We start from the raw sequence: 21,236 nt of genomic DNA on the forward strand, positions 1-21,236 counted from the left end.
CATAGGGCAGGCCCCTCCGGCAGAAGGCCACGTCGGCAAGGCTCTCTAGGGTCAGCCGCGGGTCTTCTGGCGGATCAGGCGGATATAGGTGTCTGCCACTTCCTGATTGATGCGATCCCAGCTGAATTCCAGCGCGCGTTCCTCTCCCGCGCGGCCATGTGCGTCGCGCAGGGCGGGATCCTCGATATAGGCCTTCAGCGCTTCGGCGAACTGGTGGATCGCGCCCGGCGGCAACAGACGGCCGGACTGGCGATCGTCGACCAGGCTCTGGCTGCCGGTGGCGGCGGCGGCGACCACCGGCAGGCGACAGGCCATCGCTTCCAGCGTGACGTTGCCGAACGTCTCGGTGACGGAAGGGTTGAACAGCATGTCCATGCTGGCGACGGCGCGGGCAAGATCGGCGCCCTGCTGGAAGCCGACGAAGACGGCCTGCGGCAGGCGCGCCTCGAACCATTCGCGGGCCGGGCCTTCGCCCACCACCAGCACGCGGTGGGCAACCCCGCGCCGCGTCAGTTCATCCAGCGTGTCCGAAAAGACGTCCAGCCCCTTTTCCATCACCAGGCGGCCCAGGAAGCCGATGGTCAATTCGTTGTCGCCGATGCCGTGGGCGCGGCGCCAGTCCAGATCGCGCCGATCGGGATGGAAGATGTCCCGGTCGACACCGCGCGACCAGATCGACACGTCGTAGTTCATGCGCTGTTCGCGCAGCAGCTGGGCCATCGATTCGGACGGCGCCACCAGCGCATCGCAACGGCGGTAGAAACGGCGCAGGATCGCCTCGATCACCGGTTCGCCCCAGGCCATGTTGTAATAGCGCAGATAGGTTTCGAAGCGGGTGTGAACCGATGACAGCACCGGCAGCTTGCGGTTGCGCGCCCACTTCAGCGCCTGGTGACCCACCGGATCGGGGGAGGAGAGGTGGATGACGTTGGGGGCGAACGCCCTGAGATCGCGCAGCGCCTTGCCGCCGATGGCAAGCGGCATGCGATATTCCGAACGGGTGGGGATCGCCACTGCGCGCACGCCTACCAGATCGCCGGTGGGCGCGAAGGCGGGCTTGGCGACGACGGGCGCATAGACGCGCACTTGCGCGCCTTGCTTCAGAAGGTAGCCGACCAGGCGATTCAGGGCCTGATTGGCACCGTCGCGCACGTAATTGTAGTTGCCCGAAAACAGGGCGATGCGAAGGTCGGCGATATCCATATCGGGCGCCCCATAGCCGCCCGCGCGGGGCTTGGCGAGTGCGGATGACGGAACGGGACGTGCAGAGGGCGGCGATCGGGGTTCGACCGCCGCCCTGCCTTGGGTGCGATATCCTACGGCGCGATGGACGGCCGCTTAGCGGCGCCAGCCACGCCCGTGATCATCGTGGCGTCCATTGTCGTGCCGTCCATTGTCGTGATGGCCGCGATCGTCATGACGGCCATAGTCGCGGTGTCCGTAGTCGCGGCCATAATCGCGCCGGTTGTCCCTGTGGTCCCAGCCGCGATGGTCGTTCCAGCGGTTGGGGCCCGGCGCCCAGCCGGGGCGACCATAGACCGGACGGCCGTAGGCAGGACGGCCCCAGCCGGGACGACCATAATGCTCGCGGTAATAGGGCGCGTAATAGCGGTCGTAATAGCGGTCCTGATAGTACCGGTTGGGATAGCCGTCGTAGTAGTAATAGTATCCCGGCCGCCCGCGCACGGTAACGTAGCGACGCCCGCCGTAATAATCGCGGTTGTAGTAGTAGCGATCGCCCCGGTCGGCGATCGCCGCGCCCAGGGCAAGCCCGATGACGCCGGCGCCGATGGCCACGGCCGCCGTGTCGTCGCCATAGCCGCCGCGCGCCATCGCCGGCGACGAAGCGGTCACGGCGCAGGCCGCCAGCGCTGCGCCCAGGGCGAAATTCCTGATCCTGATATTCATCTCGATTGAACTCCCTTTCCGGGCCAACCAGTCAACGGCGGTTCCAGCGGGCACGTGCAACATTTCTGCAATGTTTCCACTGAACCGGTCGTGAACTTCCTGTTGTGATCCGTTTGGAAACGCTGCGTTTGCGGCGATCCGAAGCGATGCGGCGACGATGTGAGGCGGTCATCGCCGCACCTGCATCGCACCAACGAAAGACGCCCGGCCAAGGAGGAGAGGCCGGGCGTCTCGTTGTGGCGGGAGAGGGGTTTGCCCCGCCACTCGGTGGTTCGATGGTGTCAGTAACCGCGGCGGAAATCATCCCGGCTGCGGTCGTAACCGCGGCGGTAATCTACGCGGTAGTCGCCGCGATTATCCCGGTGATAGCGGGCATATTCGTCGCGGCTGTGGCGGCCGCCGTCACGGTCCCAGTACCAGCCGTCGCGATATTCCCAGCCGCTGTTGTAATAGGCCGGATAGTCATCGCGGTAACGGTGGTCGTTGTTCGAAGCGATGATCGCGCCAAGGGCCAGACCCACCACGCCGGCGCCGATGGCGACGGCTGCGGTGTTGTCCCCGCCACGGTGATAGCCCCGATAGTCCTGAGCCATGGCCGGCGTCGCGGCGGCGAGGGCCGTCGCAGCGAGCGCGCCGGTAAGGCCGATCTTGCGCAGGATGGTCATGGTACTTGCTCCTTTCGGCGGCGGAAGCACCCGGTCATCCGGAGCATTTCCGCCTTGTTGATGCCGTTCTAGCGGAGCGTGGCTGAACCGGATCGGAGCGGGATTGGCAGATTTGGTTCAGGTTTGTACAAGTTTGTATGAACATAAATGCGCGTTCGGAACGCAATCACGCGCGGTGCCGCACCTCGTCCGGCCGCAGGGTCAGCACCCGAACGCCGTTTCCGGTGACCGCCACGGTATGTTCGAACTGGGCGGAAAGCTTGCCGTCCACGGTGACGACGGTCCAGCCGTCATCCTCGGTCTCCACCGTGCGCCGTCCCTGGTTCACCATCGGTTCGATGGTGAAGACCATGCCTTCCTTCAGTGTCAGCCCGGTGCCCGGTTTGCCGAAATGCAGCACTTCGGGTGCCTCGTGCATCTCGCGGCCGATGCCGTGGCCGCAATAGTCGCGCACGATCGAATAGCCGGCGCGCTTGGCATGGCTTTCGATGGCATGGCCCACGTCGCCCAGACGCGCGCCGGGGCGCACGGTGCGGATGCCCTTCCACATCGCCTCGTACGTCGTCTGCACCAGCCGCCGCGCGGCGGGCGCCACGTCGCCGATCATGTAGGTCTTGCTGGAATCGGCGATGAACCCGTTCTTCTCCAGCGTGATGTCGAAATTGACGATGTCGCCATCGCGCAGGATCGCATCGGCAGAGGGCACGCCGTGACACACGACCTGATTGGGCGAACAGTTCAGCACGAAGCCATAGCCGTACTGCCCCTTGCTGGCCGGGCGCGCGTGCAACTGGCGGATGATCAGGTCTTCCACCAGATCGTTGATCTCCATCGTCGACCGGCCGGCCAGCGACAGGCCATCGAGATGGGTGAACACGGAGGCGAGGAGACGGCCGGATTCGGCCATCAGTTCCACTTCTTCGGGACTCTTGATCATTTCGCCGCGGTGCCCAAAGCGTGCGGTTCGGCGGGTTCGATCCCGCCCGGATCCACTCCGGCCTCGCGCAATTCGCGGATCACGATCTCCTGAAAGGTCAGCCCGGGATTCAGCTCGCAAAGCATGCCCACCCTGATCCAGAACGCGGCTTGCGCATTGATCGATCGATAGGACGCCTTGCTGGCCTTGCGCAGCTGCTCGTGCAGCTCGTCCTCGATATTGACGATGCCCATCAGGCTTTGCTGAATATACGAATCATATATGGATCATATGGCTGGTGTAGGCATTGCGCAAGCGGGCAGTTTGTCCGCCTACGGATGCCCGATCCCGAAGAGCTGCATTACCTGATTGCCCCGGTCGGTCAGGTCGATGGCGGTCGCGGCCACGGCAACGCGATCGGCAATGCCGCCGGCGAAGGCAGCGCACAGACGCGCCTGCCATTCCTCGCGCGGTATCGAGGCGAAGGGATACTGGAGCGATGCCAGCGCGATCATCTCGCGATCGGCAAGGTAGTGCATGGTCTGGACGCAGGCGGCAGGATCCTGGCGCGACACCGTCTCCGCGAATTCAAGGAGTGGGCGGGGGCCGTCGCGGAGTTCGTCCAACGCGTGGATGACCAGGTTCCAATCCATAAGGCCCTCCTCAGCGCAGCACCCGGCGTCCCCGCATCCGGATCGCGTAGCCGAGCAGGAACAGCGCGACGATCCAGATCGCAGCGGTGAGGACGAAGTTGCCACCGCTCGCCGCGCCGGGCATCGGGACCATGAATTGGTACACTTGGCTGCCCGCCAGCCCCAGCAGCGACAGGGTAAAAGCGGCGATCGCCCAGCGCGAACGCAGCAGCAGCAGCAGCGCGCCCAGCAATCCACCGCCCACGCCCATGCCCCAGGCCATCACCGCCCAGCCCGGCGTCTCGTCCAGCCAGTCGATCGCCTGCGGGGAAAGCGGCGCCAGCCAATCGGGATTGCGGGTAACCGTCATCGAAAAGTCCAGGCAGCCGAAGGCGTTCCACAGCAGCGCGACGATGCCCACCAGCCAGAGATGCCGGGGCACCCGGCCCAGCGTGGTTCCGATCATGCCCTTGCTCCCACTCCGGTTTCTTGCGGATTGAAGGCTACTCCCGCCGCGGAACCGATGCAATTGCGCGCCTTAGTTGCTAGATAGCCCCCATGGCCGACCTTTTTGCCGACGATCTTCCGCCCTCCAATGCCCCCGATGTGCCGGGAGAGGATGCCCCGCTGGCCGACCGGTTGCGCCCGCGCACCCTGGCTGATGTGGTGGGGCAGGAGCACCTGACCGGCCCCGAAGGCGCGATCGGGCGCATGGTGGCGGCGGGGCGTCTGTCCTCGATGATCCTCTGGGGCCCGCCGGGCACGGGCAAGACCAGCACGGCGCGGCTGCTGGCCGATGCGGTGGGCATGCGCTTCGCGGCGATCTCCGCCGTGTTCTCCGGCGTCGCCGATCTGAAGAAGGCCTTTGCCGAGGCCGATCTGGCCGCGCGCGCCGGGCAGCGCACGCTGCTGTTCGTGGACGAGATCCACCGCTTCAACCGCGCGCAGCAGGACGGTTTCCTGCCCTTCGTGGAACGCGGCACGGTAACGCTGGTGGGCGCGACGACGGAGAATCCCAGCTTCGCGCTCAACGCCGCGCTACTCAGCCGCGCGCAAGTGCTGATCCTGCACCGCCTTGGCCCGGATGCGCTGGAGACGCTGCTGGACAAGGCGGAGGCGCTGGAAGGCCCGCTGCCGCTGAACGCCGATGCCCGCGCCGCGCTGGTCGCCTCCGCCGATGGCGACGGGCGTTTCCTGCTCAATCAGGCCGAGACGCTCTACGCCGCGAAGATCCCCGAGCCGCTCGACCCGGCAGGGTTGGGCGGGTTCCTCCAGCGCCGCGTGGCGGTCTACGACAAGGACCGTGACGGGCACTACAACCTGATCTCCGCCCTCCACAAATCGGTGCGCGGGTCGGACCCCCAAGCCGCGCTCTACTACCTTGCGCGTATGCTGACGGCGGGGGAGGAGCCGCTCTATCTGCTCCGCCGCCTGACGCGGATGGCCAGCGAGGATATCGGGCTGGCCGATCCACAGGCCCTTTTGCAGTGCATCGCCGCCAAGCAGACGTACGAATTCCTCGGCAGCCCGGAAGGGGAGGGCGCGATCGTGCAGGCCTGCCTCTATCTGGCCACCGCGCCTAAATCGAATGCCGCGTACATCGCGCAGAAGGCCGCGTGGCAGAGCGCGAAGGAAACCGGCTCGCTGCCGCCGCCCGCCAATATCCTGAACGCGCCGACCAAGCTGATGAAGGACATCGGCTATGGCAAGGACTACGCCTACGACCACGATGCGCCGGATGGCTTTTCGGGCGACAACTATTGGCCCGAAGGCATGCCGCCGCAGACCTTCTACGAACCGGTCGAGCGCGGGTTCGAGCGCGATATCCGCAAGCGCATCGAATGGTGGGACCGCAAGCGTGCCGAACGGAGAAGCGAGTGAGCAAGTTTGCCGACTGGGATGCGGTCGTCGCTCATGCGCTGACGCTGGAGGGCGTGGAGCTTTCCACCAGCTACCGCAAGCCGGCGGTGAAAGTCTCGGCCAACGGGCGCCCGTTCCTGGCCGCCGGGCATGAGCCGGACACGTCGTTCGTTCTGCAAATCGACCTCGACACGGTGGACATGCTCACGGCCACCGAGCCGGAGACGTATTGGCAGACGCCGCACTATCAGGGCTGGCCTGCCGTTCTGGTGCGCTTTGCCCCCGCCGATCCGGAGCGTGTCGTCGCGATGATCGCGCTGGCCCGCGATCAGGCGGCGGCGCGCAAACCGGCCCGACCGAAGAAGTGAACCCACGCTTCCGGCACTTCATGGCGATCGACTGGTCGGGGGCCCTCGGCCCACGCCAGAAGGGGATCGCCGTCGCGCTCTGCGGCCGTGAAGGCGCGCCCGAACTGCTTCGCCCCAAAGGCCACGCGCACTGGTCGCGCGGGGAGGTGCTCCACCTGCTGCGCGATGGATTGCCGCCCGATACACTGGTCGGGCTGGATCTCGGTATCTCGCTGCCCTTCGCCGATGCCGGGGCGTTCTTTCCCGGCTGGGCGGAAAGCCCCGCCGATGCCCGCGCGCTCTGGGCGCTGATCGACAAGGTCTGCGCTGAAGACGAGCACCTCTCCGCCGCCAGCTTCGTCGATCACCCCGAACTCAGCGCCTATTTCCGCCGCCACGGCGGACGCGAGGGGGCACAGTTCCACTTGCCCCAAGCGCTTCACCGCCGGGGCCGAATGCGCGTGACGGAGGAGGCGCAGGCGCGGGCCGGGTGCAAGCCCTATTCCAACTTCAACCTCGTCGGCGCGGCGCAAGTGGGCAAGTCCAGCCTTACCGGCATGCGCCTGCTGCACCGGTTGGGCGGGGCGGTGTCGGTCTGGCCGATCGACCCGCTGCCCGAAAGCGGATCGGTGGTGACGGAAATCTACACCACGCTCGCCGCCGTTGCCGCCGGCCGTTCCGCCGGGCGGGCGAAGATGACGGACTACGCCGCGCTGAACGCCGCGCTGGCGGTGCTGGGATCGCCGCCGGTCGCCGGGGAAGGGGCCATCGATGATCACAGCGCCGATGCCCTGCTCACCGCCGCCTGGCTGCGCACCGCCGCGCCGCGCGCGGACTTGTGGAAACCTGCCGAAATGACTGCCGAATTGGCCCGTACCGAGGGCTGGACCTTCGGCGCGCTCTGACGCACAACCTTGCCCATCACGGCGCGCCCGGCCGGGCGAAGCCTTACAAGGACAGGGATCGCTCGAAACATGAAGCACACGCTGCTGGCAGGCATGGCCTGCCTCGCTCTCGCCACAGGCGTGGGAGCCGCCGCTCCCGCTAAGAGCACTGCAAACCCCACCCCCGTCACCGCCGCGATGGGCACCCCGGCCACGCCGTGGAAGGCCTATGTCGGCAAGACGCTGGACGCATGGATGGCGCTGGACCCGTCCTTCGCGATCTATCAGGGCGCGCACCAGTTCGACGGCCGCCTGCCCGATTGGAGCGCCGCCGGGCTGAAGGCCCGCGCCGATTTCCTGCGCGGCGTGATCGCGGATTCGGGCAAGTTCACCGATCTTTCCGCCGCCGACCGGTTTGAGCGGGACTATCTGGTACAGGTCGCCAAGGGCCAGCTGTTCTGGCTGGTCGATGCCGACAAGCCGCACAACAATCCCGGATTCTACATCGAGAACGGCCTCGATCCGAACGTCTACGTCAGCCGCGACTATGCCGACAAGCCGACGCGGATGAAGGCGATGATCGCGTTCTTCAAGGCAGTGCCGAACGCCGCCACGCAAATTCGCGGCAACCTGAAGACCGCGATGCCCGCCAGCTTCATCAAGCTGGGTGTCGCCGGCTTCAAGGGCTTTGCCGAATACTACCGGGGCGACGCCCGCGCCGCCTTCGCGGATGTAAAGGACGCCAAGCTGCAGGCTGAGTTCAAGGCCAGCTCCGAAGCTGCCGCCACCTCGATGCAGGGGCTGGCCGACTGGCTGGCCAAGGCGACGCCGACGCAGGACTTCGCAATGGGTGCGGACCGCTTTGCGCGCATGTTGGCCGCGACGGAGGCGGTGGACGCACCGCTCGACGAACTGGAAGCCGTGGGCCGTGCCGACCTGAAGCGCAATCAGGATCTGCTGAAGGCCGCCTGCGCCGAATACGCGCCGGGCAAGGACATCGCCGGCTGCTTCGACAAGATGCGCGCCGACAAGCCCGATGGCGGCCCGGTGATCGAGGCGCGCAAGGAAATCCCCGATCTCACCGCCTTCGTGCGCCAGCATGACATCGTGACGATCCCGGGCACCGAACAGGCGAAGGTGGAGGAAAGCCCGCCCTACAACCGCCAGAACTCCGCCTATATCGATCCGGCCGGCCCGCTCGATAAGGGCATCGCCTCGGTCTACTACATCTCGCCGCCCGACCCGGCGTGGTCGCAGCAGATGCAGCAGGACTACATTCCCGGGAAGAACGACCTGCTGTTCACCTCCGTGCATGAGGTGATGCCGGGGCACTTCCTGCAGTTCCTCCACTCGAACCGTTCGCCCTCATGGGTGGGCCGCCTGTTCGTCGGCTATGCCTTTGCCGAGGGCTGGGCCCACTATGCCGAGGAAATGATGTGGGACGCGGGCCTGGGCAACGGTGACGCCGGCGTCCACGTAGGCCAGCTTTCCAACGCGCTGCTGCGCAACTGCCGCTACCTCTCGGCGATCGGCCTGCACGCGCGCGGCATGACGCAGCAGCAGTCGAAGCAGATGTTCATGACCGAATGCTACCAGGACGAAGGCACCGCCGAACAGCAGGCCGCGCGCGGCACCTACGATCCGGCCTACCTCAACTACACGCTGGGTAAGCTGATGATCCGCAAGCTGCGTGAGGACTGGACCGCCACACGCGGTGGCCGTGCGGGATGGAAGGCGTTCCACGACGAATTCCTCAGCTACGGCGGCCCGCCGATCCCGCTGGTGCGCCAGGCGATGATGCAGGAAGACGCCCCGCACGCGGTGTTCTGATTAAAGTACTGGACCGGCGCCCCTGCCACGCGGTAAGGGCGCCGGACTTGCCACGGCGAGTGCCGGCTTAGCTCAGTTGGTAGAGCACCTGATTTGTAATCAGGGGGCCACGGGTTCGAATCCTGTAGCCGGCACCATTCCCGCGCCCATCGCCGCCTTCATCGCTCCAAAGCGGGGCCGCGCGCGGTTCATCCCTATCGTGTGATCCTATCCCCAGGCCCCAGATCCCAGCCCCTGCGGATGCCGCGTTCCATCGGCGGTCGGCCGGGCGTGCGAAACACACATTCGATCGCATCCAAATTGGATAGATTAATAATTAGTTACTAGGACTTGCGGGGCAGGTCCGCTGGGCATATCCCTTTGCGGCGACAAAAAAAGTTGAACGAGGGATGCCAGATGATTCCATATAGCGAAAGCGTCGCTTCCGTCGCCGAAAAGGGCAAGGAAGCCGGCAAGCTCGACATGTCGATCGTCATGGGTAGCGTGTTCTTCTGGGGCGTCACCATTGCCGCCGTGATCGGCTGCTCCGACGTCACCGCCTGGCTGGGCTGATCGGTCGATCTCCCCACCGCGGGCGATTTTACGCTACAATTCAGTGCAGTATCCGACCGCGCCCGTTAGCAGTGTGCTAACGGGCGCGGTGTTTTTCGCTTACTGCGCCAACATGGCCAGCAGCGCAAAGCTGGCCAGCCAGTGTTCGCCCATGTAGTCCCCCTCCACATGTTCCATGGCGGCGGCGAGGTGGGCTTCGGCGGCCTCTCCCGCGATCTGTGACAGCTCCGGCGTGGCCGAGGCGATTTCGCGCCAGGCCCAGGCGCGGCTGAGGTTCAGCCCGTCCAGATGCGCGATCTTGCCGTCGCTGCGGTCGCTGACATGGGCGGGGGTGAATAGCGATGCCGGGCGGCGCTGGGCCAGATGCGGCAGGAACCGGCTGAACCAGTCCGTGAAGTTGGCGGCGTCCAGCGTGCGGCGCATCAGCAATGCCTCGCTGAGCGCGGAAGAGAGGAACTCGTCCCCACCCGGCTCCCACGCCTGACAGTCGGCATCGCCGGAGAACCAGTTCACCGCCTTGGCGCGAATCTGGTCGGCCAGTTCGTGATCGAATGCCTCCGCCCATTCCAGCGACAGTGCGAGGGCGAAGGCGCTGTTGAAATGGGTGCCGGTGCGGATCGGATAGGTCAGGATCGACAGGTAATGCCCCAGCCGTGCGGCGAAGGCGCGGGCCAGCGGCTCCAGCCGCGCGGCCCAGGGCTTGTCGACATGGCGGCTGGCTTCGAGGTGCAGATAGAGCAGCCAGCCCCAGCCATAGGGCCGTTCGAACCCGCCGGACAGCGGACGATCCAGATAGGCCAGTTCGCCGGCCAGCTTTTCCTCGGTAAAGGTCTCGTCCGCGCGGGCGATAGCCTCGGCGGCTTCGGGCAGGGCGGGGTGCAGGCGGGTGAGCGTTAGCACCGTCCACCAGCCGTGGACGCAGGAATGCCAGTCGAAGCTGCCGTGGAACGCCGGGTGCAGCACGCGCGGCGGCAGCACATCGGCATCGGACGACATCACGTGATCCAGCTTGTGCGGATACTCCCGGCCGACATGGCCAAGCGCGATGCGGATGAACTGGGCGCCAATCTCGGCAGTCGGGGTTTCGGCAGAAGGGGTCACAGCAGGAATCCCGCGATGTAGAGGATCAGGATGTTGCAGGCGAGCAGCGGCAGGGCCGTGCCGACCTGACGGCGGATCACCGCATGCTTGTCCTTCAGTTCGAGCAGGGCGGCGGGGAGCATGTTGAAATTGGCGGCCATCGGCGTCAACAGCGTGCCGCAGAAACCGCAGAGCATGCCGACGGCACCCACCACGGCGGGATTGCCGCCGTGCAGGTGGATCAGGATCGGCACGCCCACCGCGCCGGCCATGACCGGGAATGCGGCGAAGGCATTGCCCATGACCACGGTGAACAGCACCATGCCCAGCGCGAAGACAACCACGGCCATGAACACGTTGCCTTCCGGCAGCACGCCCTCTGCGATGGCGCCAACCGCCGTGCCGACGCCGGCGGCGCCGAACACCACGCCCAGCGCGGCCAGCATCTGCGGCAGCAGCACCACCCAGCCGATCGCATCCATCAGCCGGCGGCCTTCCTCCACGGGCGCGGAAAGCGGCGGCCGCAGCCAGAGCATGATCGCGACAAGGGCGATGATTACCCCCAGCGCCAGCAGCACCAGCGTGATCCACCGCGGGTCGACCAGCCCAAGCCGCTCCAGCCCGGCATAGTTGAACAGCAGGGTGCCGCAGAACGCCGTCACCGGAATGACCAGCGCCGGCAGGAACAGCCGCGAACCCAGCTTTTGGGCGAAGGCTTCCCGTTCCGCCGTATCGGTAGTGCGCGGCTGGCCATGGCCCAGCAGGCGGGTGCCGGCAATCGCGACGAGGGCCAGGACCAGCAATCCGTTGCCGAAGTCACCCAGCCGGTCGCCGGCGACAAAGCTGACCGCGATCAGCCCCCAGAACAGCGCGCTGCCCCAGCGCCTGGGGTTGGCCCGGTCGCGCGCGGTCGCCACGGCGAAGGCGGCGAAGGCCACGCCGGCCAGCAGGTAGACGGTGCCGATGCCGATCATGCCGCCGGGCCCTCCGCAGCGCGCAGGCGGCGGTCGAACCGCCAGAGGCGGAAGGCGTGGATCGCGAAGGCGCAGATCGCGGTCGGGATCGCCCAGAGCGAGAGATGGATCGGGGCGATGTCGATCCCGTCGGCCTTCAACACGCCCTGGATCAGCAGGATCGAGCCGATGGCGATGAACACGTCCTCTCCGAAGAACACGCCGACGTTGTCGGTGGCGGCGGCCATCGCCTTGACCGCTTCAATGTCATCCTCGGTGCCGTTCGGGTCCTGCTTGCGCGCGGCCGCCTCAGCCATCGGCGCGACCAGCGGGCGCACGGTCTGCGCATGTCCGGCGACCGAGGTGAGGCCCAGTGCGGCCATGATCTGGCGGAAGGCCAGATAGGCGATCAGCAGGCGGCCGACGGTGGCACCGCGCATGTTCTCGATCATCGTGCGGGCCCGCTGTTGCAGGCCGAAACGTTCCAGCAAGCCGATTACCGGCAAGACGATGTAGACGACGGTGACGAAGCGGTTGTCGTTGAACCCCTTGCCCAGCAGGGAGATCACCTGAACCACGCCCATGTGGCCCAGCAGCCCGGTCACCAGCGCGGCGGCGGCCACCACCAGCAGCGGGTTGAACCGCAGGGCAAAGCCCGCGATCACCACCAGGATGCCGGCGAGCGGCCAATATTCGATCATTTTCACCGCCTTGCATTGCGCCCGAAAGCGCAAGGTCTAAGCGACTGTTCGGAAAATGCCCAGCGGGGCATTTCGTGGCGGTACCCGGCTTACTCCCACCCGCGAATTGCGCGTTCAGCGGATTTCCAAACCGGCTCCAAGGGAACCCGCCCGCATGGAAGCGCCTCTGGCCCCACATTTTTTCGCAAGTAGCGGCAACCGACCTGCCGTCTCATCCTTTATAATGAATTGCCGACCGTTTTCGGGCGAACCGCAGGGCAGAAGTCCGCGTCGCCAAAGCGAGTGCATCGCGCCCCGCGCAAGCACGGTAGGCAGCATGGTCGCAAGGAATAGAAATGAACAGTCCTTCCGGTTCGGACAGCGCAAATGCCGGCAGACGCGGCCGCAGCCGCCTGCGCGTCCGCCTTCCCGCGCGCGTCATCACGCGGACCCAGACCGGTCAGGCGATCCTGGCCGACCTGTCGCTGACCGGCGCCAAGGTCTCCACCGATACCGAACTCAAGCTGGGCGGCGAAGTGGTGCTGGAATGGGGGCGGTTCGAGGCGTTCGGTGAAGTCGTGTGGATCCGCGGCCAATATTGCGGAATCTCGTTCTTCGACATGATCGAACCCGCCGTGCTGATCGCCACGCGCGATCTTGACGACAGCTCGCACCTTCCGCGCGATCGCGACATGCTGCGCGAAGTGGCGCAGGGCTGGGTGAAGGGTGGCACGCGCCTTTGATCGGCACGCCTTCGATATCTGTCGGAGGCGTGGGCTGGTACCGCTGACAAACGGGTAGCTGCCCGTTTTCTCCACGCCTTGGGCAAGGCCAACGAAAAACCCCGCCGCATCGCTGCGGCGGGGTTTTCTCGGATCAGGCGTCCTTCTTGCGGCTCGCCTTCTTGCGCTCGTTCGGATCGAGGATCGCCTTGCGCAGACGGATCGACTGCGGCGTCACTTCGACCATTTCGTCGTCGTCGATGTAGGCGATCGCCTGTTCCAGCGTCATCACCTTGGGCGGGGTGAGGCGGATGGCGTCGTCCTTGCCGGTCGAACGGAAGTTCGTCAGCTGCTTCGACTTCATCGGGTTCACTTCGAGATCGTCGGGCTTGGCGTTCTCGCCGATGATCATGCCCTCGTAGATCTTTTCCTGCGGCTTCACGAACAGGATGCCGCGATCTTCAAGGCTGTTCAGCGCGTAGCCGACGGCTTCGCCGGTGCCGTTCGAGATCAGCACGCCGTTCAGGCGGCCTTCGATCGGGCCCTTGTGGCTGTCGTACTTCTCGAACAGGCGGTTCATGATACCGGTGCCACGGGTGTCCGAAAGGAACTCGCCGTGGTAGCCGATCAGGCCGCGCGACGGGGCCGAGAAGGTGATGCGGGTCTTGCCGGCGCCCGAAGGACGCATGTCGGTAAGCTCTGCCTTGCGGCGCTGCATCTTCTCGACGACGGTGCCCGAGAATTCGTCGTCCACGTCGATCACGACGGTTTCGTACGGCTCGGTGCGGCCACCGTTCTCGTCAGTGCCGAACAGCACGCGGGGACGGCTGATGCCCAGCTCGAAGCCTTCGCGGCGCATCGTTTCGATCACGACGCCCAGCTGCAGTTCGCCGCGGCCGGCCACTTCGAAGCTGTCGCGGTCGGCCGATTCGGTGACGCGGATGGCCACGTTGGTTTCCGCTTCGCGCATCAGACGGTCGCGGATCATGCGGCTGGTCACCTTGTCGCCTTCACGGCCCGCCAGCGGCGAGTCGTTGACGGCAAAGCGCATGGCCAGGGTCGGCGGATCGATCGGCTGGGCCTTGATCGGCACGGTCACTTCGGGCGAAGCGATGGTGTTCGACACAGTGGCCTTTTCCAGGCCGGCCAGCGCAATGATGTCACCGGCGCGGGCTTCGTCCACGGGAACGCGGTCCAGGCCACGGAACGACAGCACCTTGGAGGCGCGGCCGACTTCGATGACCTTGCCATCGGCGTCGATGGCGCGGATCGGGTCGTTGACCTTCAGCGTGCCCGACTGGACGCGGCCGGTCAGCACGCGGCCCATGAAGTTGTCACGGTCGAGCAGGGTGGCGAGGAACGAGAACGGCGCATCAACGTCGAGGTCGGGCGCGGGAACGTGCTCGACGATCTTTTCGAACAGCGGGGTCAGCGTGCCTTCGCGCAGGTCCGGATCGTAGCTGGCGTAGCCGTTGCGGCCCGAAGCGTAGAGCACCGGGAAGTCCAGCTGCTCGTCATTGGCGTCGAGGCTGACGAAGAGATCGAACACTTCATCCAGCACTTCGGCGTGGCGGCCGTCGGGACGGTCGATCTTGTTGACGACGACGATCGGCTTCAGGCCGAGGCCCAGCGCCTTGCCGGTGACGAACTTGGTCTGCGGCATCGCGCCTTCCGAGCTGTCGACCAGCAGGACAACGCCGTCGACCATCGAGAGGATGCGCTCCACTTCGGCGCCGAAGTCGGCGTGGCCCGGAGTGTCGACGATGTTGATGCGGTGGCCGTTCCACTCGATCGAAGTCGGCTTCGCAAGGATGGTGATCCCGCGTTCCTTTTCGAGGTCGTTCGAATCCATGGCGCGTTCTTCGATGCGCTGGTTTTCGCGGAAGGTGCCGGACTGGCGGAAAAGTTGGTCGACGAGGGTGGTCTTGCCATGGTCGACGTGCGCAATAATTGCGATATTGCGCAAGGGAAGCGGGGCGGACATGCTTTGCCTATCGGTTCGAGGAGTTGGCCAGCGGCACATGCTGCACCGCAAAATTGGGGCGCCCTTAGCCGAAACCATGCTTTGCGGCAAGCACGACGACGACGAAGGCATTTGTGACATTCCCGTCACAGAAGCGGGAATGTCGCGCGATCAGCCTTTCGAGTCATTGTAACCGCTGCGCAATCGGCTAAGCTTCGAGGCAGAGTTAAGGGCGGATCGGAACAGCGAAAAAGTTCCGGGCGCCGGTTGAGAGGAAGACTGGGGTTTCCCGCTGAACGAATTGTCCGATGCGGTCGGATTCTTCGCGGCGGGTATTCTGCAGGCTTGCGAACATCAGGAGGAACCAGCCGCGTTTCAGGACGTGGCGGCACGCTACCGGCGCAAGTCCGGAACGTGAAAGCAGTCCTTACGCGGCGGGGAGGAGGCGCTTGAGGATTGCAGACTGGCAAGGGGCGCGCAGCGATGCGCGCCCCATTTTGCGCCTGGCATCCGCTGTTTCAACGCGAATACATATGGTTGCGGCCACGGCATCGGGCGGTATGGTGCCCCTCATGAATTTCTGAAGGGGGAAAAGGTGGTACCTTACGGTGGCTTCTGGTGGCGCGTGCTCGCCTACCTGATTGATTTCGTGATCCTGTACATCGCTACGATCTTTGTAATGATGATATTCGGGCTGGGCATGGGTAGCTCATTCATGGCCTTTCAGCAGAATCCGGGTGCTGTGGTCGGCTATGTGATGTTGAACAGCCTGGTCTCTCTGGTTCTCAATTGGCTCTATTTTGCGGTTCTGGAAAGCTCGCCTTGGCAGGGAACGGTCGGCAAATTGGCGGTCGGTCTGGTGGTAACCGACGTGAACGGCAACCGGATCAGCTTCCTGCGCGCTACCGGTCGGTATTTCGCGAAGATCCTGTCCGGCATCATCCTCTGCATCGGCTACATCATGGTCGGCTTTACCGAACGCAAGCAGGGGCTGCACGACATCATCGCCAGCACGCTTGTCTACAAGACGCGCGACCCGCGTGAAGCGCAGCACGTTGACGAGGGTGTTTTCGCCTAAAGCTCCCGCAGCGCCCTTGCCGGTTTCGCCCGCAGCAGCGGCAGCGACCCGGCGAGGGCGAAGGCCAGCACCAGCACGAGGCCGGCGGCCAGCACGGCGAACACGCGCGGCCAGTCGGGCAGCCAGTCGAATTCGAACAGCTTGACGATCACCGCCCAGGCCATCGCGCTGCCAAGGGTGAGGGCGACGGCCGCCAGAACCAGCGACAACACGCCGTATTCGACCAGTTGGATCGTCAGCAACTGGCCTCGGCTGGCGCCCAGCACGCGCAGGATCACATTGTCGTAAGTCCGGCTGGCCCGTGCCGCGGCGATGGCGCCCAGCAGCACGGCCAGCCCTGCCAATACCGCGACCGACGCGGCGGCCAGGATCGCCACGCTCATCTGATCGAGCAGGTCCCGCGCTTCGGACAGGACGGTTCCGGTCTCGATCACCGAACTGGACGGGAACATGTGGGCAAGGCGCGGCAGCAGCTTCGTTCCGGCATGGCCCGGGGGCGCCTGAATGGTCGCGGCCAGCTTGTGCGGGGCATCGGCCAGCGTGTTGGGGGAGAACACCAGCACGAAGTTCAGCCCCATCGTGTCCCAGTCGATCCGGCGCAGCGCCGCCACTTTCGCGGTGCGCTCCACGCCCAGCAGGCTGACGGTCATGTAGTCGCCCACCTTGATCCCCACGGCCTGCGCCAGCTTTTCATCCAGCGAGACCAGGGGCTCGCCACGCCAGATCGGCGGCCACCATTGGCCCGAGGTGACGGTGCTGCCTTCGGGGATGTAGGCCGAATAGGTCAGCCCGCGTTCGCCCTTCAAGGCCCAGGCATCGTCGGAAATGTCCTTCAGATCGCCCACGCGCGTCATGTGGTCCTTCGGTCCGAAGGCCAGGATGCGGCCGCGCAGATTGGGGACGATATGCGTGGTGGCGCCGGGAATCTCGCGCGCGACCAGATCGTGGAAGCGCTGCGCGCCGTCCTGCGGGATGTCGAGCACGAAGTAATCCGGGGCCCGGTCCGGCACGGTCTTGCGAATGTTGGCGTCCAGGCTGGTCTGCACCCCCGCGATCAGCACGAAGGCGGAAAGGCCGAAGCCCAACGCCGTCACCAGCGCGCCGGTCTGCGCGCCGGGGCGGTGGAGATTGGCCAGCCCTGCACGCAGCAGCGGATTGCGCGGACGCGGCAGGCGGGCGGCCAGGCGCCGGATGCCAGTGCCCAGCAGCGCCAGCAGGCCGAGCATGACCGCCGCGCCGCCCAGGAAACCGGCCGTCACCAGCGGCTGCGCGGCGTTGAGCATGGCCAGTGCGACGATTGCGGCAAGGCCGAGGCCGACCGGGATGGCCCATGCCCTTCGCCGTGCCGCCAGTGGTGAAACGCGGGCGCGCATCAGCGCCATCGCCGGGAAACTGCGCGCGCGCGCCAGCGGCGGCGCGGCAAAGACCAGCGCCACCAGCAGGCCGTAAGCGGCGGCCGTCAGCAGGGCGAAGGGGGAGAGCATGAAGCCCGCCTCCACCGGCAGCAACGTGCCCAGCGCATGGGCCAGCAGCGGCGTCACCGCCACGCCCACCAGCAGCCCGGCAAGGCTCCCCGCCAGCGCCGCCGCGCCTACTTGCAGCAGGTAGACCCGCGCGATGTCGCGGCTCGTCGCGCCCAGCACCTTCAGCGTGGCGATGCTGGTCCGCCGCGCTTCGAGGTAGGACGATACGCCGCCACCGATGCCGATCCCGGCGATCGCCAGCGCGGCCAGTCCGACCAGCGAGAGGAACTGGCCCATCCGGCTGACGAAGCGCTGGGTGGAGGGGGAGGCTGCCTTGCGGGTGCGCGCGTCGAAGGTGGCATCGCCGAACTGGCGCTTCATCGCATCGACCACGGCATCGGGATCGGGATCGCGTGTGGGATCGGTGAACTTCACGCGCACTGCGCCGCGATACATCGCGCCGGTGGCGGTCAGCCCGGCGCGGTCCGGCAGGGAGAGCGCGGTGATCGCGGTATCGCCGAAGGAGAAGCCTTCGGACAGCGTTTCGGGGTCTGAATCGATGATCCCGCCCACTTTCTGCGGCACTTCGGCGACCGTCACGGTGTCGCCCGGCTTCACTTCAAGCCGCGCCGCGGTGCCTTCGGCCAGCCAGATCGTCCCTTCCGGCGGAGCGCCGACCTTGCGGCCATCTTTCAGCGTCAGGCGGCCATAGAGCGGCCAGTTGGCATCCACCGATTTCAGTGCGATCGGCGCGGTCAACTCGCCCTTGCGGACGATGGCCTGCAGGCGATAGCCGCGCGAAACCGTGCCGTAGGACGCCAGCGCCTTCATCTCCGCATCGGAGAGCGTGCGCTGCCATGTCCGCAATTCAAGATCGCCGCCCAGCACTTGCCGACCACGCGCGACCAGTTCGTGCTCGATCGATCCGGTCAGGCTGCCAATCGCGGCCAGCGCGCCGACACCCAGGAACAGGCAGACCAGCAGCAGCCGCAGGCCCTTGAAACGGGCCGACAGGTCACGCCGGGCGAGCGTCCATGCGGTTCGCCATGAAATCGTGCGCTCAGGCATGGGGGTGTGCAAGATTGTCGCTGGCGATCCGGCCATCGGCCAGCGTCACCACGCGTTCGCAGCGATGGGCCAGACTTTCGTCGTGGGTGATGATCAGCAGCGTTGCCCCGCCCTCGGCCCGGCGGGCGAACAGCAGGTCGATGATCGTGTGGCCGGTCGCGGCGTCCAGATTGCCGGTCGGCTCATCCGCGAAGACCAGCGCAGGGCGCGGGGCCAGCGCGCGGGCGATGGCCACACGCTGCTGCTCGCCGCCCGAAAGCTGCGCGGGGTAATGGTGGAGGCGATGGCCAAGGCCGACGGCGGCCAGTTCCGCTTCCGCCCGTTCGTGCGCGCCGTCGATTCCGGCGAGTTCCAGCGGAGTCATGACGTTTTCCAGCGCGGTCATCGTCGGCAGCAGGTGGAAGGCCTGAAGCACCACGCCGATCCGGCCGCGCCGCGCGCGGGCCAGCGCATCCTCGTCCATCGTCGAGAAGTCCTGCCCGGCGACATGCAACGTGCCGGAAGAGGCGCGCTCCAGCCCAGACAGCACCGACATCAGCGAGGATTTGCCCGATCCGGACGGGCCCAGCAGCGCCAGCGTCTGCCCTTGGGGCACCGACAGGTCGATCCCTTTCAGGATTTCCACGGCGCTGTCGCCGCTGCCGAGGGTGAGGCGCAGGTCTTGCGCGTGGACGGAGAAGGTGGCGGGGGAAGCCGGCTGGGGCTGGGCAGGATCGGTCACGTGCCCCATATGGGAGTGCAACCCGTCGTTTCACAAGCCATTCCATCGGAGAAACCCTTGCGCGCCAAAGCGATCGTCCTTCTCGGGGCTTCCTTGACGATGCCCCTGCTGCTGGCCGCCTGCGACAAGGGTGCGCCGCCGGCCCCTGAACAGAGCACCAGCGCCATCGATGCGGCGCCGGCGATCCCGGTCATGGGGCCGGAGCGGCCGATCCTGGCCTTCGGGGATTCGCTGCTGGCAGGCTATGGGCTGGAGGATGGAGAGAGCTATCCCGCTCGGCTGGAAAACGCCCTGCGCGCGCGCGGGATCAATGCGCGGATCACCAATGCCGGCGTCTCGGGGGATACCACTTCGGCGGGGTTGGAGCGGCTGGATTTCACGCTGAAAAGCCAGACGGTGAAGCCCGAACTGGTGATCCTCAGCCTGGGCGGCAACGACATGCTGCGCTCGCTACCGCCCGAACAGACGCGGCAGAATCTCGAAGAAATCCTAAAGCGACTGAAGGGTGACGGCATCCGCGTGGTACTGCTGGGCATGATGGCCGCGCCCAATCTGGGCAAGGACTATGCCGCGCAGTTCAACCCGATCTACCCGCAACTGGCGCAGAAATACGGCGCGGTGCTGGTGCCGTTCTTCCTTCAGCCGGTGATCGACAAGCCGGACTTGCTACAGAAGGACCATGTGCATCCGACCGCCATCGGGATCGAGGAGATCGTGACGGCAACGGTGGACGATGTGGCGGATGCGCTGCCGAAGAAGGTGGAGGCGAAGTAGTTGGATGGGCAACCGGACGGGTGAATACAATAAGCGAACTCTCACACCCGTCGCCCCCGCGAAGGCGGCGGCCCCGCTGCCTTTGATACCTATCGTGTGACGCAAGAAAAGCGGGATCCCCGCCTTCGCGGGGATGACGGGTTCGGGGAAACGGTAATGTGAGTAAGCTCAAGGTTCGGTCGGAAAGGGAACGGGTGTTCCGATTTTGTCCCCGGTCACGGTCCAGATCATCTTGGAGGGTACAGTGCCGACCATTATCGGCATTCGCAGTGCCAGCGAGTTGAAGACGTGGACCTCGGTTGGCACTGGATCCAGCAAGTGCGTAACGAACATAGCCTTCGTCTTTGCGCGGGCCGGCAGGTTTGACCGTGCGGGCAGATTTAGGCAGCTCTTGCTGAAGTGGTGAATGCTGCCGGCATTGCCTTCGGCATCGACATCGACCTCATAATGCCCGCCGAAGGGTACCATCGCCGTATCGGTCTGCGGCGTGAGAAAGTAAACGCGAACAGGACCATCCGCGCTTTCCGGAGGCAGAACTACCGTATTGAAAGGCTTGGGCACACATGGGCGGGCATTGCTGTCTGCCGATATGGCCGCACGTGCCGTGCCAAGAGCCAAAACCATGCGGCGATCAAGCGGTGAGAGTGCCCGGTCCTCGTCTTCGCCGAGCACGCGTCCGCTTACGAGACGATTGTCGCTGAAAGTGGCAATGTACACGGCCGTTTGACCGGTCTTGTCGAAAAAGATCAGCCGGGGGGCGGCTACAGGCCCATCCACGATGTAGCCTCCGATCTTGTTTGCGGGGTCTTTGAGCTTGGCGAACATGTCGTCTGTGCCGTGCCAAGCCGCTTGATCATAGGCGTAGAGCAAGGCTCCCCGCTGGCCGGCACGAGCAAGCGCTTCGTTCTGCGCAGCGTCTTGCGCCGAGGCGCCGCTGGCCAATACGGCCAACAAGGCAGGAAATATTATTCGCATGAAGTGTCGCCCCGCCGTTGATTGAGGCAGGTTAAGTCCGCGCTTCGGGTGGTCAAGATCCTCGCCGGAGGTTATTCCATTACGACCAACAGATTGATTGCTTCTTGCCTTGCTTAACGAGCAGCTAGATGGAGGTGCGGGGTAGCTGCCAGCCGCTCGCGCTAC

At 65.7% G+C, this 21,236-nt stretch carries 22 protein-coding genes and 1 tRNA gene; 9 read left to right on the plus strand and 14 right to left on the minus strand.

What is annotated here, in order from left to right; all coding sequences use genetic code 11:
- Positions 1-51: 51 nt before the first annotated feature.
- From WBP06_RS00780 to WBP06_RS00810, 7 genes are all read right to left on the minus strand, one after another.
- Positions 52-1,203, minus strand: a complete 1,152-nt coding sequence (locus tag WBP06_RS00780) for a glycosyltransferase family 4 protein (protein WP_395330876.1) — start codon at positions 1,201-1,203, stop codon at positions 52-54.
- A gap of 135 nt (positions 1,204-1,338) precedes the next feature.
- Positions 1,339-1,908 carry a hypothetical protein gene (locus WBP06_RS00785; protein WP_395330878.1) on the minus strand — a complete coding sequence of 190 codons (570 nt, stop codon included), beginning with the start codon at positions 1,906-1,908 and terminating at the stop codon, positions 1,339-1,341.
- A gap of 281 nt (positions 1,909-2,189) precedes the next feature.
- A complete protein-coding gene (locus WBP06_RS00790) occupies positions 2,190-2,573 on the minus strand; it encodes a hypothetical protein (protein ID WP_395330880.1) in 384 nt (127 codons plus the stop codon).
- Between the two features lie 166 nt (positions 2,574-2,739).
- Positions 2,740-3,510: a type I methionyl aminopeptidase gene (map, locus tag WBP06_RS00795; RefSeq protein WP_395330882.1), complete on the minus strand. Its 771-nt coding sequence runs from the start codon at positions 3,508-3,510 to the stop codon at positions 2,740-2,742.
- Positions 3,507-3,743, minus strand: a complete 237-nt coding sequence (locus WBP06_RS00800; protein ID WP_395330884.1) for a ParD-like family protein — start codon at positions 3,741-3,743, stop codon at positions 3,507-3,509. The genes map and WBP06_RS00800 overlap by 4 nt, the downstream gene beginning before the upstream one ends.
- Before the next feature lie 78 nt (positions 3,744-3,821).
- Entirely contained in the window at positions 3,822-4,142 is a 321-nt protein-coding gene (locus tag WBP06_RS00805; protein WP_395330886.1) for a hypothetical protein, read from the minus strand.
- Positions 4,143-4,152: 10 nt separating this feature from the next.
- Entirely contained in the window at positions 4,153-4,587 is a 435-nt protein-coding gene (locus tag WBP06_RS00810; RefSeq protein WP_395330888.1) for a hypothetical protein, read from the minus strand.
- A gap of 92 nt (positions 4,588-4,679) precedes the next feature.
- On the opposite strand from WBP06_RS00810, the gene WBP06_RS00815 reads away from it, so the two are divergent.
- The 6 genes from WBP06_RS00815 to WBP06_RS00840 all read left to right on the plus strand — a co-directional run bounded on the left by WBP06_RS00815 (position 4,680) and on the right by WBP06_RS00840 (position 9,594).
- The gene (locus WBP06_RS00815) at positions 4,680-6,002 is read left to right on the plus strand and encodes a replication-associated recombination protein A (protein ID WP_395330890.1); all 1,323 of its coding nucleotides are present in this window, start codon (positions 4,680-4,682) and stop codon (positions 6,000-6,002) included.
- Positions 5,999-6,349 carry a hypothetical protein gene (locus WBP06_RS00820; protein ID WP_395330892.1) on the plus strand — a complete coding sequence of 117 codons (351 nt, stop codon included), beginning with the start codon at positions 5,999-6,001 and terminating at the stop codon, positions 6,347-6,349. Before WBP06_RS00815 ends, WBP06_RS00820 begins: the two co-directional genes overlap by 4 nt.
- A gap of 20 nt (positions 6,350-6,369) precedes the next feature.
- On the plus strand, positions 6,370-7,233 hold the full coding sequence (locus WBP06_RS00825) for a hypothetical protein (protein ID WP_395333974.1): 864 nt from the start codon (positions 6,370-6,372) through the stop codon (positions 7,231-7,233).
- A gap of 69 nt (positions 7,234-7,302) precedes the next feature.
- A complete protein-coding gene (locus tag WBP06_RS00830; RefSeq protein ID WP_395330894.1) occupies positions 7,303-9,042 on the plus strand; it encodes a DUF885 domain-containing protein in 1,740 nt (579 codons plus the stop codon).
- 61 nt (positions 9,043-9,103) lie between these two features.
- Positions 9,104-9,179: transfer RNA gene (locus WBP06_RS00835), tRNA-Thr, on the plus strand.
- Positions 9,180-9,438: 259 nt separating this feature from the next.
- On the plus strand, positions 9,439-9,594 hold the full coding sequence (locus tag WBP06_RS00840) for a hypothetical protein (RefSeq protein WP_395330896.1): 156 nt from the start codon (positions 9,439-9,441) through the stop codon (positions 9,592-9,594).
- A 99-nt stretch (positions 9,595-9,693) separates the two neighbouring features.
- On the opposite strand, the gene WBP06_RS00845 is transcribed toward WBP06_RS00840, so the two are convergent.
- From WBP06_RS00845 to WBP06_RS00855, 3 genes are read right to left on the minus strand one after another with little or no spacing between them, the layout of a single operon-like run.
- Positions 9,694-10,695, minus strand: coding sequence for a DUF2891 domain-containing protein (locus WBP06_RS00845; protein WP_395330898.1), 1,002 nt, complete (start codon positions 10,693-10,695; stop codon positions 9,694-9,696).
- The gene (locus WBP06_RS00850; RefSeq protein ID WP_395330900.1) at positions 10,692-11,648 is read right to left on the minus strand and encodes a DUF979 domain-containing protein; all 957 of its coding nucleotides are present in this window, start codon (positions 11,646-11,648) and stop codon (positions 10,692-10,694) included. The genes WBP06_RS00845 and WBP06_RS00850 overlap by 4 nt, the downstream gene beginning before the upstream one ends.
- On the minus strand, positions 11,645-12,328 hold the full coding sequence (locus tag WBP06_RS00855) for a DUF969 domain-containing protein (RefSeq protein ID WP_395330902.1): 684 nt from the start codon (positions 12,326-12,328) through the stop codon (positions 11,645-11,647). Before WBP06_RS00855 ends, WBP06_RS00850 begins: the two co-directional genes overlap by 4 nt.
- A 335-nt stretch (positions 12,329-12,663) precedes the next feature.
- Here WBP06_RS00855 and WBP06_RS00860 point away from each other — a divergent pair, with 335 nt between their 5' ends.
- Complete coding sequence (locus WBP06_RS00860) at positions 12,664-13,050, plus strand: PilZ domain-containing protein (RefSeq protein WP_395330904.1); 387 nt, start codon at positions 12,664-12,666, stop codon at positions 13,048-13,050.
- 133 nt (positions 13,051-13,183) lie between these two features.
- On the opposite strand, the gene typA is transcribed toward WBP06_RS00860, so the two are convergent.
- On the minus strand, positions 13,184-15,013 hold the full coding sequence (typA, locus tag WBP06_RS00865) for a translational GTPase TypA (protein WP_395330906.1): 1,830 nt from the start codon (positions 15,011-15,013) through the stop codon (positions 13,184-13,186).
- Between the two features lie 574 nt (positions 15,014-15,587).
- Between typA and WBP06_RS00870 the strand changes: the two genes are divergently transcribed.
- Positions 15,588-16,070: an RDD family protein gene (locus WBP06_RS00870; protein ID WP_395330908.1), complete on the plus strand. Its 483-nt coding sequence runs from the start codon at positions 15,588-15,590 to the stop codon at positions 16,068-16,070.
- Here WBP06_RS00870 and WBP06_RS00875 read toward each other — a convergent pair.
- Both WBP06_RS00875 and WBP06_RS00880 read right to left on the minus strand, forming a co-directional pair.
- A complete protein-coding gene (locus WBP06_RS00875; RefSeq protein ID WP_395330910.1) occupies positions 16,067-18,601 on the minus strand; it encodes an ABC transporter permease in 2,535 nt (844 codons plus the stop codon). The genes WBP06_RS00870 and WBP06_RS00875 overlap by 4 nt on opposite strands.
- Positions 18,594-19,331, minus strand: a complete 738-nt coding sequence (locus tag WBP06_RS00880; RefSeq protein ID WP_395330912.1) for an ABC transporter ATP-binding protein — start codon at positions 19,329-19,331, stop codon at positions 18,594-18,596. Before WBP06_RS00880 ends, WBP06_RS00875 begins: the two co-directional genes overlap by 8 nt.
- Positions 19,332-19,421: 90 nt before the next feature.
- Here WBP06_RS00880 and WBP06_RS00885 point away from each other — a divergent pair, with 90 nt between their 5' ends.
- Positions 19,422-20,096 carry an arylesterase gene (locus WBP06_RS00885; protein WP_395333976.1) on the plus strand — a complete coding sequence of 225 codons (675 nt, stop codon included), beginning with the start codon at positions 19,422-19,424 and terminating at the stop codon, positions 20,094-20,096.
- Between the two features lie 168 nt (positions 20,097-20,264).
- On the opposite strand, the gene WBP06_RS00890 is transcribed toward WBP06_RS00885, so the two are convergent.
- Complete coding sequence (locus WBP06_RS00890; protein ID WP_395330915.1) at positions 20,265-21,071, minus strand: hypothetical protein; 807 nt, start codon at positions 21,069-21,071, stop codon at positions 20,265-20,267.
- Between the last annotated feature and the right edge of the window lie 165 nt (positions 21,072-21,236).

Origin of the sequence: Novosphingobium mississippiense, from assembly GCF_044029535.1 — a bacterium.
In the GTDB taxonomy this organism is placed as follows: Bacteria; Pseudomonadota; Alphaproteobacteria; order Sphingomonadales; family Sphingomonadaceae; genus Novosphingobium.